We start from the raw sequence: 16,148 nt of genomic DNA, 5'->3' as shown, positions 1-16,148 counted from the left end.
CATGGCCGAGACGCTCTACAAGGACACCACCTACCCGGTCTCGCTGCTGGTCGAGCTGATCAGGACGGGAAAGATCGCGCTGCCGGACATCCAGCGGCCCTTTGTTTGGCAGGCGACCAAGGTCCGGGCGCTTCTTGATTCGATGTACAAGGGTTTCCCCGTCGGATACCTGCTGTTCTGGGACACCGGCGCCGAGGTCGGCGCCCGGCAGATCGGGGTGGACACGGTGAAAACCGCGCCCCACCATCTGATCGTCGACGGGCAGCAGCGCCTCACCTCGCTCTTCACGGTGATGACCGGCGCGACCGTGCTACACGACGACTACTCGGAGTCGAGGATCCGGATCGCCTTCCGGCCGACTGATGCCACCTTTGCCGTCACCGACGCGGCAATTGAAAAGGATCCGGAGTTCATCCCGGACATCAGCGTGCTCTGGCAGCAGGGCGGCCTGTGGGCGACCAAGAAGGCGTACCTGAAGGCCCTCGCCGCGCGCCGCGAGGTTGACGACGCCGAGGAGCAGCGGTTGGAAGAGGCGATCCATCGCCTGCACGAACTCCAGCAGTACCCGTTCAAGGTAATCGAGCTGTCCGCAGCCGCCAACGAGGAGCAGGTCGCGGAGATCTTCGTTCGGATCAACAGCGAGGGTGTCGCGCTCGTCCAGGCCGATTTCATCCTTACCCTGATGTCGGTCTTCTGGGAGAAGGGCCGGCGGGACCTGGAGGAATTCTGCCGTGCCTGCCGGGTGCCGAGCCTCGGTGAGGCCGCCCCGTTCAACTGGTACATCCAGCCGCAGCCGCCGCAGCTGCTGCGCGCCACCGTCGCGCTCGCTATGCGGCGGGCGGTACTGAAGCAGATTTATGTGCTGCTGCGTGGCAAGGACGTGGAGACCGGCAAGCCGTCGCCGGAGAAGCGGGACGCACAGTTCGCCCGGCTCGCCGAGGCCCAGGAGCAGGTGCTGAACCTGACCAACTGGCACGAGTTCCTGCTCTGCCTGGAGCGGGCCGGCTTCCGGGGCAAAAAGATGATCTCCAGCGAGAACGCAATCATCTTCTCGTACGCGATCTGGCTGATCGGCCGGGTGGACTACCAGGTCCCGATCGCCCGGCTGCGAGAGGTGATGGCTCGCTGGTTCTTCATGGCGCACACCACCGGCCGCTATTCCGGCTCGTTCGAGAGCCAGGTCGAGCGGGACCTGGCCCAGTTCGCCGGCCTGGCACCGGGCGACGCAGACGGGTTTGTCACCGTGTTGTCGAAGATCGTGAACGACACCCTCACCACCGACTACTGGGAGATCCGGCTCCCCAACGATCTCGACAGCTCGGCAGCCAAGTCGCCCGCGCTGCTGGCGTACATCGCCGCCCTGAACATCGTGGACGCCGACGCCCTGCTCTCCACCGGCAAGGTCCGCGCCCGACTCGACCCTGCCATCATGGCCAAGAAGGGCATCGAGCGGCACCACCTGTTCCCCCGCGCCTACCTGCACAAGCAAGGCATCACCAACACCAAGAAGATCAACCAGATCGCCAACATGGCGCTGGTTGAGTGGCACGACAACATCAGCATCTCCGACCAGCCGCCGGCGAAGTACTGGCCGGACGAGATCCGCAAGAAGGGCCTAGGTAGGGCCACGCTCGATGTGCAGGCGCGCTGGCACGCCCTGCCCGACAAGTGGACCAAACTGTCGTACGACGCGTTCCTCAGCCAGCGCCGCAAGCTGATGGCCGGGGTGGTGCGGGACGCCTTCAACCGGTTGGCCGACTCCGGCTATGCGCCCGTCTACCCGAAGGCCGGAAAGCCGACCGCACCGCCCGCACCGGCCCGCACCTGGTACGGCGTTCGGGTCGTCGACCTCATCGACGCCGGGCTGCTGGCGGTCGACGCGGTGCTGATCAACCCGACCGACGACGTCGAGGCACGAGTCCTCACCGACGGCCGGATCGAGTTCGACGGGCTGCCGTATGACTCCCCCTCCCGGGCGGGCGACGTGGCGCACGGAGGCAGTACGAACGGCTGGGCGTACTGGCTGGCTGACACCCAGGCTGGGCTGCGCCCGCTGGCCGCTCTGCGCGACGAGCTGCGCAAGACGGACGACGGGGAGGACGGATGACCGAGCCGTCCGTGCTGGCCGTACCCTCCGGGGCCGAACTCCGCGACAAGCTGGCCGATTTGGTCCGACGCGACCTGGTCGGACCGGCCGACCCGGCAGAGGAGCTCGCCGGCCCGCCCGGCGGCCGGCAGGTCCTGTTGCGCGACCGCTACCCGGTCGGCTGCCTGGCCCCGGCTGGCCTCCTGGTCAACCCGGCGGCCCTGGACGGCCTCGCCGAAGAGGGCGACCCTTCCGGTGACGACGAAGCCGGTACCGACGCTGCCCCCGCCACCCCCTCGTTCTACCCCTCCTCGCTCGGTCTGAGCTTTGCGGTGGCCGCCCGAGAGACTGAGCTGGTTGTCAAGGCCGAGTGGGGCCGGTACGTGCGGGAGCACGCCAGCATTCCGCTCGACGACGGCAGCCAGCCGCTGGTCTGGCGTCGACAGCAGCGCGGCGGCGAGGCACGCCTGACGTTGGTCGAGGGTGAGGTCACGCCGTTCGGGATCGACCGGGAGCAGCCGGAGGTGGTGGTCCGGGGCCGGATCCGCCGGCACGACGGACAGTGGGTCGTCTCGCTGTTCCTCGTCAACACCACGGACCCCAGCGGCAAGATGATGAACGCGACCTGGATCTTCCAGTGCGGCCTGCGGGTACGCGGCGTCACCGAAGGTTCTTCTCCTTTCTGCCCCCGGGAGTTGCCGCTTCCGGATGAGCGCATCGCCGATCCAGCCATCCGCGAGCTGCGTACCCTCGCCATGCGCTACCGACACACGCCGGCCTTCGCCGTTGGGCACGGCGTCGGCGTTCTGGTCAAGACCACGGACAGCGACACCACGCGCGCGGTGGAGATCCGCACCGATCCGATGCCCTGGTATGAGATGCCCGCCACGGACGCCACGCGGCCGAAGGACGAGAAACGACTCGCTCGGGTCCAGCTCGACATGGCGACTCTGGCCGAGGCGGACCCGGCGCGCCTGCGCGAGATGCTGGAACCGATCCTGACCGCCTACGAGGCGTGGATTGAGGAATGCGCGAAACAGGCCACCACTGACCTGTCCCTGGACCGGTTCAGGGTCGATGCCGAGCTAGCCCTTGATGACTGCCGCAAGGCGGCCGCCCGGATCAGGGAGGGCATCCAGGTGCTGCTCGATCCGGCTGACCCGGAGCCGCTCGCGGCATTCCGCTTCGTCAACCGGGCGATGCGGCTGCAGCGGCTACACACCATGGCCGCCGGCAAGCGGCGGGCCGACCCGAAGCTGTTGCTGAGCGAAGCCATCGCCGCCGCGGACGCCGAGAACCGGCCGGCCTGGCGACTCTTTCAGCTCGCCTTCCTGCTGATGGGCCTGCCCGCCCTGGCCGACCCGACGCATCCCAACCGTCGCCCGGACAGCGGCCTCGCGGACCTGCTCTGGTTCCCCACCGGTGGCGGCAAGACCGAGGCATACCTCGGGCTGGCGGCCTTCGCGATGGCGATCCGTCGGCGCAAGTCCACGCTGGGCGGCCTGTACGCCGAGGACGGCGTGGCGGTGCTGATGCGCTACACCCTGCGGTTGTTGACCGTGCAGCAGTTCCAACGGGCGGCAGCCTTGATCTGCGCCTGCGAGACGCTGCGCCGGGAGGAGCCTGCGCGGTGGGGGGAGACCCCGTTCCGTCTGGGCCTATGGGTCGGCGGCAGCGTGACGCCCAACCGCACCGAGGCTGCGAGCGACGCTGTGAAGGAGGCTCGGGGCCAGATTAAGGGCCGTCCTGGTGGCGGTGGCCAAGGCTCGCCACACCAACTCACCACGTGTCCTTGGTGCGGCACCGGACTGAGCGCCGACCGCAATATCGAAGTCGACCTGGTCCGCGGCCGGACGATCATCTCGTGCGCCGACATCACTCGCCGTTGCCCCTTTACTCTGCGTCACAGTCCCGGTGAGGGGCTACCGGTGGTCGTGGTCGATGAGGAGGTCTACCGGCTGCTACCAGCATTTGTTATCGCCACCGTCGACAAGTTCGCCCAGCTTCCTTGGCGCGGTTCGGTGCAGGCGCTCTTCGGCAAGGTCACCGGCCGATGCAGCAGGCATGGCTATCGCACGCCGGAAACTAGCGGTTGTGAGGCCCAGGAGCACCGGCCCTCCGGTCGTCACCCGGCAGCTCGCGTCGAACCGGTTGGCGGGCTGCGACCGCCAGACCTCATCGTGCAGGACGAGTTGCATCTCATCTCGGGACCACTCGGCTCTCTCGTGGGCCTCTATGAGACCGTGATTGACGAACTGGCTACCTGGCGGCCCGACATCCCCGGCGCTGCACCGGTACGCCCGATGGTGATCGCATCGACGGCCACGGTGCGGGGCGCAGAGGCACAGGTTCGGAGCGTGTTCACCCGGAAACTGGCAATCTTCCCACCGCCTGGCACGGACTCGCGGAACTCCTTCTTTGCCCGTACCCGACCGGTGGACAAAATGCCGGGCCGCCGCTACGTAGGGGTTTGCGCGCACGGTCGAAAATTCAAGGCACTGCTGATCCGGCTCTACGTCGCCGGAATGGCAGCGGCACAACTGCTTCACGAGCGGTACGGCGCGCAGGCCGGCACCGATGCGTACATGACTATGGTTGGCTATTTCGGCTCGCTACGGGAGCTGGGCGGGATGCGCCGGGTCGTCGATGACGACGTGGCGACCCGTCTATATGACGCCCGGCAGCTCGGCCTCGCGAGGCGGGACAAGCCGGACGTCGCGGAACTCACCTCACGGCTGCACTCCAGCGAGATCCCGGAGATTCTTCGGCGGCTGGAGGTCCCGGTGTTGGCCCACCGGAGCAAAAAGGCACCGGACGTGCTGCCGGTCGATGTACTGCTGGCCACCAACATGATCTCCGTCGGCGTCGACATCTCGCGGCTCGGCCTGATGGTCGTCGCCGGGCAGCCCAAGTCGGCGGCTGAATACATCCAAGCAACCAGCCGAGTCGGCCGTGCTTCGCCCGGTCTTGTCTTCACCGCCTTCAACTGGGCCCGGCCGCGCGACTTGTCGCACTACGAGACCTTCGAGCACTTCCACAGCTCCGCCTACCGGCATGTAGAGGCATTGTCGGTGACTCCGTTCGCCGACCGTGCGCTAGATCGGGGGCTCACCGCTGTGTTGACCAGCCTGATCCGGCAGCATGACGCAACCTGGAATGCCAATCGGGACGCGGAGCGAGTGGACCGGTATGGCCAGAAGGTCGCAGAGCTGGTGGAGACGGTGGTAGATCGGGCGGCAACAGTGACGGGAGACGCATCGGCCGCCGAACTCGTCCGGGCCAGACTCGACCGGACGCTCGACCGCTGGGCCGACCGGGCGTCGGCGAAGTATCAACAGCTGGGATACAGGGCCATGTCCGACGGTCGCACCGTCGGACTGCTCGCCGAGCCAGACACCGGTCCGTGGACCGAGTGGACTTGTCCCACCTCGCTGCGCAACGTGGAGCCGGGCATCCGACTGCTTATCTGCGACGACGGTAGCCCAATCGGCAACGAACGGGATAACCCGTACCGGCGGCCAAACGACGAGGCGCCGACGCTGTTCGAGTCGTCATCGTTCGAGCCAGACGACGAGAGTGGCGAGGAGACCGTCGAGTGAAAGGCAAGGGCCCGCGCATCAACCGGGTCGGCGAACTGCGACCGAGTCAGCTCCAGCACACCTTCGGCATCGGCTCCATCGTCGACCTGCCCCGCTTCTCGGCCTTGGTCATGGGGCTGGACGAGTGGGATATCCGGCACACCGAAGCAATCAGCGAGCCCCGTCTGCTGAGCGCCGTTCAGGCACGGGCGGGGGCGCAGGTGAGCACGCTGCGGCTGCCCCCATACGTGCCGGAGGAAAACGGCAATATGTTCGGCGATTGGACCCGGGTCGGGGTTCCCGTCGAAGTCTTCCCACGATTCCTGCGCTGCCCCTACTGCCGCCATCTCGGTCCGATCGAGAGCACACTGTTTAAACTCCGCGCAAATCCGAGCCGCCCCGACCTTGTACGGGTGGTTCACGAGAACTGTTCGGTCGCCAAGGGGAAGGCGCCGGTGGCGATGCCGGTGCGGTTCATGCTCGCCTGCGAAGCCGGTCACCTCGACGATTTCCCCTGGGACTACTACGTCCACAGGGGCACCAGCTGCGGCAAGACGCTCCTCCAGTTCGGCGAGCGAGGCGTCTCAGGCGACGCGGCCAGCGTCTTCGTCACCTGCGTAAGCTGCAATGCCCGGCGCAGCATGGCACCAGCGTTCAGCCGGGACGCTGGGAAGCACTTGCCCCGCTGCCGAGGCCGGCATCCGCATCTGCGTTCCTTCCAGCAGGGCTGCAAAATACCGCCAAGGGCGATTGGCCTGGGGGCCTCGAACCTCTGGTTCCCTTTCAAGGTGGCGGTCGTGTCGATTCCCGAGGCCGAGGATCATCTACTCATCGAGGTCGAGAAGCACTGGGCCCAGTTGGGGGGCCTCCAGAGTGTTGAGCAGGTTTCTGGGGCGCGTGCGTTCGCGCCAGAAAAGTTCATTGGTTTCGGCAGCGAGAGTGACGCGGAGATATTCGCGGCGATCAACCGCTATCGGGCCAAGAGCACGGTAACTTCGGCAGAGGATGCCTCGGACGTCCTGACCCCAGAGTGGGAGGTATTTAGTGATCACCGCCGGGCGCCCAAGGACCATCCGGACTTCCGCATCGAACCCCGGCCGGTGGCGTCGGAGTGGCGCGGCGAGCTGACTGAGGTGCTGGCGGTAACCCGTCTCCGGGAGGTCTCTGCGCTGCTTGGCTTCACCCGAATCGTCGCTCCGAACGAGCTCGGGGACGGCCGCTACGACGCCGGTCTCCGGTTCGCCCCGCTGTCCAATTCTGCTCTCGCCTGGGTGCCATGTGCCGAAACCCGCGGCGAGGGCGTCTTCCTCCGTCTGCCAGAAGAACGCGTCGCAGCGTGGGAGAGCAAGGTCCTCGGTCACGAGGCTCTCCTCCGGCTGCGCCAGGGCCACCGCCAGTGGTGCGGACAACGCAACGTCGACGCTGTCGAGGACTGGCGCCCACCGCGCTACACGCTTCTACACACCCTGGCCCATGCGCTGATCCGGGCCTTCGCACTCGAGTGTGGATACAGCGCCAGTGGCATCCGGGAGCGGATCTACGCCCGGGAGGGAATGGCCGGAGTGCTGCTATACACCGCCGCCCCAGACAGCGAGGGCACCCTCGGTGGCCTGGTACGGCTCGCCGAACCTGAGATGTTAACGCTGGTATTCAAGCAGGCCTTGCGCGATGCGGGCCTCTGCTCCTCGGACCCCATGTGCGCGGAACACCGCCCGGACAACGATCGGACGGTCCACGGGGCCGCCTGCCACGCATGTCTCTTTGCGGCCGAGACGTCCTGTGAACGGGGGAACCGCTTCCTCGACCGAAAACTGCTCGTCCCAACCTTCGGGGGCGAGGAGAGCGCCTTCTTCTCGAGCGCATGAGAAAGCTGATCGAAGCCGTCGTCGCGCTGGGCCGGGCCAGTCCGCACCAACAGGTGCTGGTGGCGCTCACCGACGCCCTCGCCCCGAGAGTCACCGCCGACCACGTCGCTTTCGGCGCGCTGCGGGCCGTGGCGGCACAGACACCGGCCATCCGGGCCGAGGTCGACCAGCTCTGCCAGGTGTGGCGAACGTCGACGGGGATCACGGGCATGACGGTGGCGGGCATGCTGGCCAGTGCCTATGAGGCAGTCAGGGCCGAACGTGGCATGCTCCGGGTCGAACCGGTGGTCACCGGTCCGCAGAGCCAACATGTTCCGCTTCGGGCTACCCGACAGGCGTTTGAGAGCGTCGCCGTGGCGGCACACCATGAATTACTGGTGCTTACCTACTCCGCCCACACCGATCCAAGGATCATGGCCACGTTGGGTGCCGCTATCGGCCGAGGCGTGCGGGTGAGGATCTTGGTCGAGACCACTCGCGCTGAGGGCGGGACTCTGCACACGCCGGCCCTGGACGCTCTTGGGGATCTGCGTGCGGAGTTCTACGTCTGGGATCCGGGCCGACGCCCCCGACTTAGCTCTCCACCGTCCATGCATGCCAAGGGGATCGTGGCCGACGACCACAGCGCCTTTCTGACCAGCGCCAATCTCTCTGGTCACGCCTTCGACTCCAACGTCGAAGTCGGGATCCGGATCGTCGGTGGCGACCTGCCGGCCCGATTGCGGGACCACTTCGCTGCGCTGATCGCCGACGCCGTTTTCGTGCCCGTCGCGCCGATCCCAAGCTGACCGAGAACCTTGCCCACCCTCACGACCGCCAAGGCGCGATACACATAGTTGCCGAACCCGGTCCAGAACAAGATCGACCTCATCCAGAAGTTTCAGGACCCAACGTACGCCGGCATCCATCTGGAGAAGCTGACCGTGACTGATCTTGAGCGGGGCGTGTACGAGCACCTCATCACCCGTGAGCTGGCCGGCCGCCTCCAGCACGTCGACCTTACCCTCGTCCAGCACCACAAGCTCGACCCCGCCGATGCCCCCGACGCCCTCGCCCGTCACATCGCCGCGCTGGCCCACCGCGCCCTGCACGCCGTACCCAGCGGCGACGACAAGCTCCGCCACCAGATCGAACTCGCCAACCGCATCGCCGACGCCATCGCCGCCGAAAGCCCGCAGGCGTCAACGCCACAGGACCAGGTAACCGACGCCAAGCACCTCCTGCACGCCATCGCCGCCCCACCCACCCCGCCCGCGCAACCAGCCTTCCCTCAGCGCCCCACCACCCCGCTCTCCACCGGCGCACTCCTGGTCAACGGCCGCCACCAGCCGCGTATCGGCCACGAGGTCACCCACGAGATGGCGTCGGCAGAGCAGGTCGACCTGCTCTGCGCGTTCATCAAGTGGTACGGCCTGCGCATCGTCGAGCCCGCCATCCGCGAGCTGATCGCCCGGGGCGGCAAGCTGCGCGTCATCACCACCACCTACCTGGGCGCAACCGATCAGCGAGCCCTCGACCGGCTCGCCGAGCTGGGCGCCGAGATCAAGGTGTCCTACGAGACCAGGACCACCCGCCTGCACGCCAAGGCGTGGCTGTTCCGCCGTAACAACGGCATGACCACCGCGTACGTCGGATCCTCGAACCTGTCGAAGACCGCGCTGATCGACGGCGTGGAGTGGAACGTGCGCGTCTCCAACGTCGAGCAGCCGCACGTCATCGACACGTTCACCGCCACCTTCGAGGACTACTGGAACGACCCGGCGTTCGAGGACTACGACGCCAGCAGGGACGCCGAGCGGCTGCGCAACGCCCTCAGCGGAGAGCGGCGCGAGGACTCGCCGACGCAGATCGCCAACCTGGACGTGCGGCCGTACCCGTACCAGGCGGAGATCCTCGCCGACCTGGACGCCGAGCGACAGGTGCACGGCCGGCACCGGAACCTGGTGGTGATGGCGACCGGCACCGGCAAGACGGTCGTCGCGGCGCTGGACTTCCGGCGCCTGCACCGCAACAACCAGGTCGACTCGCTGCTCTTCGTCGCCCACCAGGAGCAGATCCTCACCCAGAGCCTGGCGACGTTCCGGCAGGTCATGCTCGACGGCAGCTTCGGCGAGACCCTGGTCGGGGGCAAGACCCCGACCAGGTGGCGGCACGTCTTCGCCTCCATCCAGTCGCTACACCGGCGGGAGATCGACCCCGAGGCGTACGACATGGTGATCGTCGACGAGTTCCATCATGCGGAGGCACCGACGTACGCCCGGCTGTTGGAGCGGCTTCGGCCGCGCGTACTGCTGGGGCTGACGGCGACCCCCGACCGGGCCGACGGTCGGGATGTGCGGCGGTGGTTCGACGGCCGCGTGGCGGTGGAGCTGCACCTGTGGGAGGCGTTGGAGCGGCAGTTGCTCGCGCCGTTCCAGTATTTCGGGCTGCACGACGACGTGGACCTGTCGCGGCTGCGCTGGAAGCGCGGCCAGGGATACGACCTCGGCGAGCTTGACGGCCTCTACACCGGCAACGACGCCCGCGCGCGGCTGGTGCTGAAGGCGGTACGCGACACGGTCGACGTGGACCGGATGCGGGCGCTCGGGTTCTGCGTGAGCATCGCCCACGCCCGGTTCATGGCGGAGTGGTTCACCCGGCACGGCGTGCCGTCGGCGGCGGTGACCTCCCAGGTCGACCGGCCCGTGCAGCATGATCTGCTGCGGGAGTTCAAGGCCGGCAAGCTGCGGGTGCTCTTCACCGTTGACCTGTTCAACGAGGGCGTCGATCTGCCGATGGTCGACACGATCCTGATGCTGCGGCCCACCGAGAGCGCCACGATCTTCCTCCAGCAGCTCGGCCGGGGTCTGCGCCTGGACGACGACAAGCCCTGCCTGACGGTGCTCGACTTCATCGGCGGGCAGCACGCCAACTTCCGCTTCGATCTGCGCTGGCGCGCCCTGACCGGGGTCAGCCGCAGGGAGATCAGGGACGCCGTCGAGCAGGACTTCCCGTCGCTGCCCAGCGGCTGCCACATCCAGCTCGATCCGGTCGCCCGCAAGGTCGTGCTCGACAACCTGCGTACCGTCATGCCGACGTCGAAGAACGGCCTGCTGGCGGAGCTGCGGCACCTCGGGGATGTCAGCCTCGCCGGGTTCCTGCGGGAGACCGGCGTGGAGATCGAGGACGTGTACCGGTCGGCGACCATCGGCGGGTGGACCGGGCTGCGCCGGCTCGCCGGGCTGGAGTCGTCGACACCGGGACCGGACGACCGGGAGTTGGGCCGGGCCATCGGGCGGATGCTGCACCTCGACGACCCGGACCGCCTGGACCTGCTGGCCCGGGTGGCGGCGGGCGAGCAGCCGGACGCCGGGCGACTCTGGGACATGCTGCACTTCGACCTGTGGGGGCCGAACGCGCCGCTGACCTCGCGGGACGAGCGGCTGGCGCGGCTCTGGGCCGAGCCGGCCCGCTGCGCCGAGCTGCGGCAGGTGGCCGAGGTGCTGCGCGACCGGATCCACCGGGTCACGCCAGACCCGCTGTCGGCGGAGGTGCCGCTGCGGGTGCACGCCCGCTACAGCCGCAACGAGGCGTGCGCCGCCTTCGGCATGCCGAACCCGGGCTCGCTGCGTGAGGGGGTGAAATGGCTGCCCGAGGCCCAGGCGGACCTCTTCTTCGTCACCCTGGTCAAGTCGGAGGCGCACTACTCCCCCACCACCATGTACGCCGACCGGGCCATCACCGACAGCCTGTTCCAGTGGGAGTCGCAGAGCACCACGTCGTCGGCGTCGGCGACCGGCCAGCGGTACATCCATCACGAGAAGCGCGGCTCGACCGTGCACCTGTTCGTGCGGGAGACCCGGATCGCCGATCGCGACCTGGGTGCGCCCGCCTACCTCTACGCCGGCCCGATGACCTACCGCGAGCACACCGGCGACCGACCCATGCGGATCATCTGGCGGCTGTCACACGCCCTCCCCGCCGACGTGTACGCCACCGCCCGCACCATCGCCGCATGAGCACCCGCCAGGAGGTGGCCGCCGGTCTCGATCCCGACGACATCCTCCATGCGCCAGGCGTCACCCCGGTCCCCGCCCGCCGCCGGGACCCCGCCTGGCGGAGGGATGTGCTCCAGGCGTGGGACCGGCAGTGCGCGTTCTGCGGGTACGACGGTCAGCTCGGCCACGCCTGCGTCGGCGTGGAGGCGGCTCACGTGCGCTGGTGGGCCTTCGACGGGCCGGACAAGCCCGACAACGGCCTGGCGCTCTGCGTGCTACACCACAAGCTCTTCGACTTCGGCGCGCTCGGCCTTGACTGCGACCTGCGCATCCACGTCTCCGCCGCCTTCACCGCGCGCACGCAGGCTGGCCGATCGACCTACGACCTGCACGGCAGGGCGCTGCAACCACGCCCCGGCACGCAGGTCCCCGCCAACGAACACATTTCCTGGCATCGTCGAGAGGTCTTCAAGGGCGAACCCCTTGCTGCCTAGAAACGGCATAGGCCGAGATCGGCGGGGTGGCGTGAGCGCGCTCAGGCGGCATCGGCATTCGGGGCGAACCTGACGTCCAGCCGCATGTCGAGCGCCCGCGCGAGGCGTTCCAGGACCGGCAGAGTCGGCACGGTGCCGCCCGCCTCGAACCGGGCCACGGCTGGCTGGGTCATGCCGGCCGCCCGCGCCAGCTGAGTCTGGCTCCAGCCGTTGTGCTCCCGCAAGTGCCGCACCTCCTGCCCAAGCTCGAAGGCGATACGTGTCGCCTCGTACGTCTCGGCAGCTCCCGGCTCCGCCATCCGGCGGTCGCGCAGGTCGTTCCAGTCGACGCGATCACTCATCGCTCCGCCCCCTCGTTCACGGTGTGCAACTCCGCCACGCATCGCTCAAGCGCTCGCCGGGCTCGTTCTACCTCCCGGTCCTCCCGCATGCGGGTCTTGCGAAACACGGTCAGCAGTATGATCCGCCGGTCGGTGGCTATCCAGTACGTCACTCGGACCGCATCGCGCTCCAGGTAGAAGCGCAACTCCCGTAGCTTGCCGTGAAGCTGTCGAGAGTGCGGCTCCCCGAGCAACACTCCCCTGCTGGCAAGCAGGTCGATATAGAACGCGGCTCGCGCGAAGTCTGCGCTCGGTAGTCCCTCCAGCCAGTCTCGGACTTCTGGTTCCAGCTCCACGCTACCCCAAGCCATAGCATTGATGCTATAAGGCGAGGTCAATTCCCTCGTAGCTTCCACCCCGCGTGTCGGGATTTGTCACGCCGACGTCGCCACCTGCGCGAGCGCCTTCGCGAAGTAGGTGTCGACGTCCGTGGCGTGGTAGACCCGCTCGCTCGCCTCGATCCCGTCGAGGAACATCGCGTACACGGCCGCCATCCGCAGCGCCGCGACCGGCCGCAGCAGCTCCACGGCCTGTTCCGGCTCGCACCCGGGCACCTCGGCCCGCCACCGCGCGCACCACTCGGCGAGCACCGGGGCGGCGGCGTCGTCCGCAAGGCCCTCCACCAGCCGCAGCGCGTCGAACGCCGGGTGTCCCACGAACGCGTCACCCCAGTCGATGACCACGTGCCGCCCATCGCAGGCGCGCACGTTGCCCGGGTGCAGGTCCCCGTGCACGAGGGTGTCCGGCAGCCCGCACCCGCGTACCTCGTCGAGCCGCGCCGCCAGCCCCGCCAGCAGGGACTGCACCCGCGAGGTGTCCCAGCCGACCAGCCGGTCGCTGATCCAGGCCGGCAGGGCGTCGGCGCGCAGGTCGGGCACGCCCGCCGCGACGAGTTCCGCCACGTCGGGGGCGGAGCGCACCTGCACCGGGTGGAAGTCGGCGGCCATCGCCAGCCGCTCCTCGACGGGCGCGCCGTAGCGGTCCTCGCCGGGCACGTGCTCGATCAGCATCCGGCCGTCGCGGTCGTCGGCGAGCAGCGTCGACGTCCTCCCGGGCGCGGCCCGGCCGAGCCAGCGCAGCACGGCGGCCTCGTGCCGGAAGAACACCGGCACCTGCTTCAGCCAGGCCGTGCCGTCCGGCCCGTCGAGCCGCCAGACCGCCGACAGGTTCCAGGTGCGCTGCTGCGTGACGGTCCGCGCCGGGCGGCCGAGCCGCCGCAGCTCCGCCGTCGCCCAGGCGAGGCTGCGCGCCGGGCCGCCGGGCTCGGCGTAGGGGGCGCGCAGCGGGTCCGCCGACAGGTCTGCCTTCGCCGGTACGAGCGGCGTGGCGGGCGGCCCGTCGACCTGGGCGAGGTACGTGACCGTGCCGCCCATCGGCTGCGGCGCCTCGCCGGCCAGCAGGCGGAGCACGGCCACCTCGACGCCGTACCGCCGGCGGGCCTCGGCCACGACCGGGGCGACCTCCTGCCACCAGGGCGACGGGACGTCGAACGGCGGCAGGGCGCCCAGCGCAGCGCCGGCGGCATCGACCAGGACGAGGGTCACGAGGCGGGGCACGCCGGCACGCTACCGCCGGCACGCGAATTTCGGCGACTGGTTAAGGCAGCGGCCGGTCAGCGGGAGAGGATGGCGACGATCTCGGCGTACCCACGCTGGCGGGCGTGCTCCAGCGCGTCGACGCCGTCGCGGTCGGGCTGCTGGACGCGCGCGCCGGCGGCCACGAGGATCTCCGCGATCTGCTGGTACGGCCTGCTGCCGTCGCCGAGGATCACGCACTCCAGCAGGGCGGTCCAGCCGAGGTTGTTGACGTGGTTGACGTCGATGCCGGTGTGGACGACCCGCCGGACGTAGTCGACGTGGCCGCGTTCGCTGGCGGGGATGACGGAGATCCCGCCGTAGCGGTTCACGATCGTCAGGTCCGGCTTGGCGGGCAGCAGCACCTCCAGCATCGCGACGCTGCCGGTCACGCCGGTCACCAGCCAGGGGGTGTCGTGCTGGTCGTCGTGGGCGTCCGGATCCGCGCCCGCCTCGACCAGCATCCGGGCCACCTCGACGTGGTCGTTGGCGGCGGCCAGCAGCAGCGGCGTACGCCGTCTTTCGTCGCGGGTCTCGGTGTCGGCGCCGGCGGCCAGCGCGGCGCGTACCCTCGTCGGGTCGCCGGCGCTCGCGGCGGCGAGCAGGTCCTGGTTCGCTGGTGCGGTCACGGTGTCCTCCGGGGCGGGTGTGGTCTCGGGCGGCGTGCAGCCGGCCGCCGCGAGGGCGGCGAGGGTGAGGGCGAGCAGGGCGCGGCGTCTCACAGTCGGATCAGCTTCCGTTCAACGGCGGCGTGCACCGCCGCGGTACGCGAGTCGACGCCAAGCTTGGCGTAGATGCGGACCAGGTGGGTCTTGACGGTGGCCTCGCTGATGAACAGCCGTCGGCTGATCTCCCTGTTTGCGTGACCACGGGCGAGCAGCGTCAGGGGCGGCGGGTGCGGGCGAGGGTGCCGACGACGGCGAGGGAGGCGACCGCCGCCCCGGCGAGCACCACGGCCATCGGGACGGCGCTGCCCTCGCCGCCCAGCCCGACCAGCGGGGCGGCCATCGCCCCCACCAGCGACTGGATGGTGCCGAGCAGGGCGGCGGCCGTGCCGGCGTGGGCGGGGTGGCGGTCCAGGGCGAGCGCGGTGCCGTTCGGCATCACCATGCCGAGGGATCCCATGAAGACGAAGAGCGCCACCGCCACCAGCGGCAGGCTGCCGAGCAGCGCGCCCGCGAGCAGGACGGCGGCGGCCAGCAGCCCCACGCCCAGCGGGCGCACCAGCAGCGTGCGGGGCGCGAAGCGGTCCAGCAGGCGGGCGTTGAGCTGACCGGCGGCGACCAGGGCAAGTGCGTTGACGCCGAAGATGAGGCTGAACGCGCCGGCCGAGACGCCGAAGACGTCCTGGAAGACGAAGGACGACCCGGAGATGTAGGCGAAGAGCGCGGCGAAGGCGAGGCCCTGTGCCAGCGCGTACCCGAGGAAGATCCGGTCGGTGAAGAGCGAGCGGCCGGCGGCGGCCGTGGCGGCGAGGCCGCCGGTGCTGCGCCGCGCGGCGGGCAGCGTCTCCGGCAGCCGCCACGCGACGGCGACGGCGAGCAGTGCGCCGATCACGGCGAGGGCGACGAAGACGGTACGCCAGTCCCCGAAGCGCAGCACCAGGCTGCCGAAGGCGGGCGCGGCCATCGGGGCGACGCCGAAGACCAGGGTGAGCCGGGAGAAGTACTTGGCGGCCTCGCGGCCGGCGTAGAGGTCGCGCACGACGGCGCGGGCGACCACGACGCCCATGCCGCCGGCGAAGCCCTGCGCGAGCCGCGCGGCGGCCAGGGTCTCGGCCGACGGCACGGCCGCGCACACCAACGACAGCAGGGTGTACGCGGCGACGCCCACCAGCACGGGCCGGCGACGCCCGAAGCGGTCGCTGAGCGGACCGGTGACGAGCTGGCCGAGCGCCATGCCGACGAGGCAGGTGGTCAGCGAGAGCTGGATCTGCGCCTGGCTGGCGGACAGGTCGCGGGTCATCTCCGGAAACGCCGGCAGGTAGGTGTCCAGGGAGAGCGGCCCGAACGCGGTGAGCGTGCCGAGCAGCACCAGCAGCACGACGGCGGCCCGCCCGGTGGGCGCGGCGACGCGCTCGCCCGCTGGTACGGGCGGCGCGGTGGCGTGCGGCATGGCGGTCCCCTCACTGACGGCTCGGCCCGGCTACGATAGCTCTGACTACAGAGCTATTTCGGCGTCGGAGGGCCTGACT

The 16,148-nt window shown here is 69.4% G+C and carries 11 protein-coding genes and 1 pseudogene; 6 read left to right on the top strand and 6 right to left on the bottom strand.

All coding sequences use genetic code 11. The annotated features are described in order from the left end of the window. The first annotated feature begins 1 nt into the window (after position 1). The 6 genes and pseudogenes from EV374_RS09615 to EV374_RS09590 all read left to right on the top strand — a co-directional run. Positions 2-2,107 carry a GmrSD restriction endonuclease domain-containing protein gene (locus tag EV374_RS09615; RefSeq protein WP_132233694.1) on the top strand — a complete coding sequence of 702 codons (2,106 nt, stop codon included), beginning with the start codon at positions 2-4 and terminating at the stop codon, positions 2,105-2,107. After that, positions 2,104-5,685: a DISARM system helicase DrmA gene (drmA, locus tag EV374_RS09610; RefSeq protein ID WP_132233692.1), complete on the top strand. Its 3,582-nt coding sequence runs from the start codon at positions 2,104-2,106 to the stop codon at positions 5,683-5,685. The genes EV374_RS09615 and drmA overlap by 4 nt, the downstream gene beginning before the upstream one ends. Next, a complete protein-coding gene (gene drmB, locus EV374_RS09605) occupies positions 5,682-7,529 on the top strand; it encodes a DUF1998 domain-containing protein (protein ID WP_207913968.1) in 1,848 nt (615 codons plus the stop codon). The genes drmA and drmB overlap by 4 nt, the downstream gene beginning before the upstream one ends. Beyond that, positions 7,526-8,317, top strand: a complete 792-nt coding sequence (gene drmC / locus EV374_RS09600) for a DISARM system phospholipase D-like protein DrmC (protein WP_132233690.1) — start codon at positions 7,526-7,528, stop codon at positions 8,315-8,317. Before drmB ends, drmC begins: the two co-directional genes overlap by 4 nt. Before the next feature lie 135 nt (positions 8,318-8,452). After that, positions 8,453-11,527, top strand: a complete 3,075-nt coding sequence (locus tag EV374_RS09595; protein ID WP_132233991.1) for a DEAD/DEAH box helicase — start codon at positions 8,453-8,455, stop codon at positions 11,525-11,527. A 17-nt stretch (positions 11,528-11,544) separates the two neighbouring features. After that, a pseudogene (locus EV374_RS09590) lies at positions 11,545-12,000 on the top strand (HNH endonuclease); the annotation flags it as partial. A gap of 41 nt (positions 12,001-12,041) precedes the next feature. Here EV374_RS09590 and EV374_RS09585 read toward each other — a convergent pair. The 6 genes from EV374_RS09585 to EV374_RS09560 form a co-directional block, all read right to left on the bottom strand. Next, positions 12,042-12,341 carry a helix-turn-helix domain-containing protein gene (locus EV374_RS09585; protein ID WP_132233686.1) on the bottom strand — a complete coding sequence of 100 codons (300 nt, stop codon included), beginning with the start codon at positions 12,339-12,341 and terminating at the stop codon, positions 12,042-12,044. Beyond that, a complete protein-coding gene (locus EV374_RS09580) occupies positions 12,338-12,691 on the bottom strand; it encodes a type II toxin-antitoxin system RelE/ParE family toxin (protein ID WP_132233684.1) in 354 nt (117 codons plus the stop codon). The genes EV374_RS09585 and EV374_RS09580 overlap by 4 nt, the downstream gene beginning before the upstream one ends. A 63-nt stretch (positions 12,692-12,754) precedes the next feature. Continuing rightward, positions 12,755-13,936 (bottom strand): aminoglycoside phosphotransferase family protein, encoded by a 1,182-nt coding sequence (locus tag EV374_RS09575; RefSeq protein ID WP_132233682.1) that lies wholly within the window; start codon positions 13,934-13,936, stop codon positions 12,755-12,757. Positions 13,937-13,992: 56 nt separating this feature from the next. Next, positions 13,993-14,676, bottom strand: a complete 684-nt coding sequence (locus EV374_RS09570) for an ankyrin repeat domain-containing protein (RefSeq protein ID WP_486485656.1) — start codon at positions 14,674-14,676, stop codon at positions 13,993-13,995. Beyond that, positions 14,673-14,786 carry a LuxR C-terminal-related transcriptional regulator gene (locus EV374_RS09565; protein WP_486485680.1) on the bottom strand — a complete coding sequence of 38 codons (114 nt, stop codon included), beginning with the start codon at positions 14,784-14,786 and terminating at the stop codon, positions 14,673-14,675. The genes EV374_RS09570 and EV374_RS09565 overlap by 4 nt, the downstream gene beginning before the upstream one ends. A 50-nt stretch (positions 14,787-14,836) precedes the next feature. Beyond that, positions 14,837-16,069, bottom strand: coding sequence for a multidrug effflux MFS transporter (locus EV374_RS09560; RefSeq protein WP_132233680.1), 1,233 nt, complete (start codon positions 16,067-16,069; stop codon positions 14,837-14,839). Positions 16,070-16,148: the final 79 nt, after the last annotated feature.

The organism is Micromonospora sp. CNZ303 (assembly GCF_004345505.1).
The sequence above is the reverse complement of the archived record's forward strand: the minus strand, read 5'-3'. Positions and strand labels throughout refer to the sequence as shown.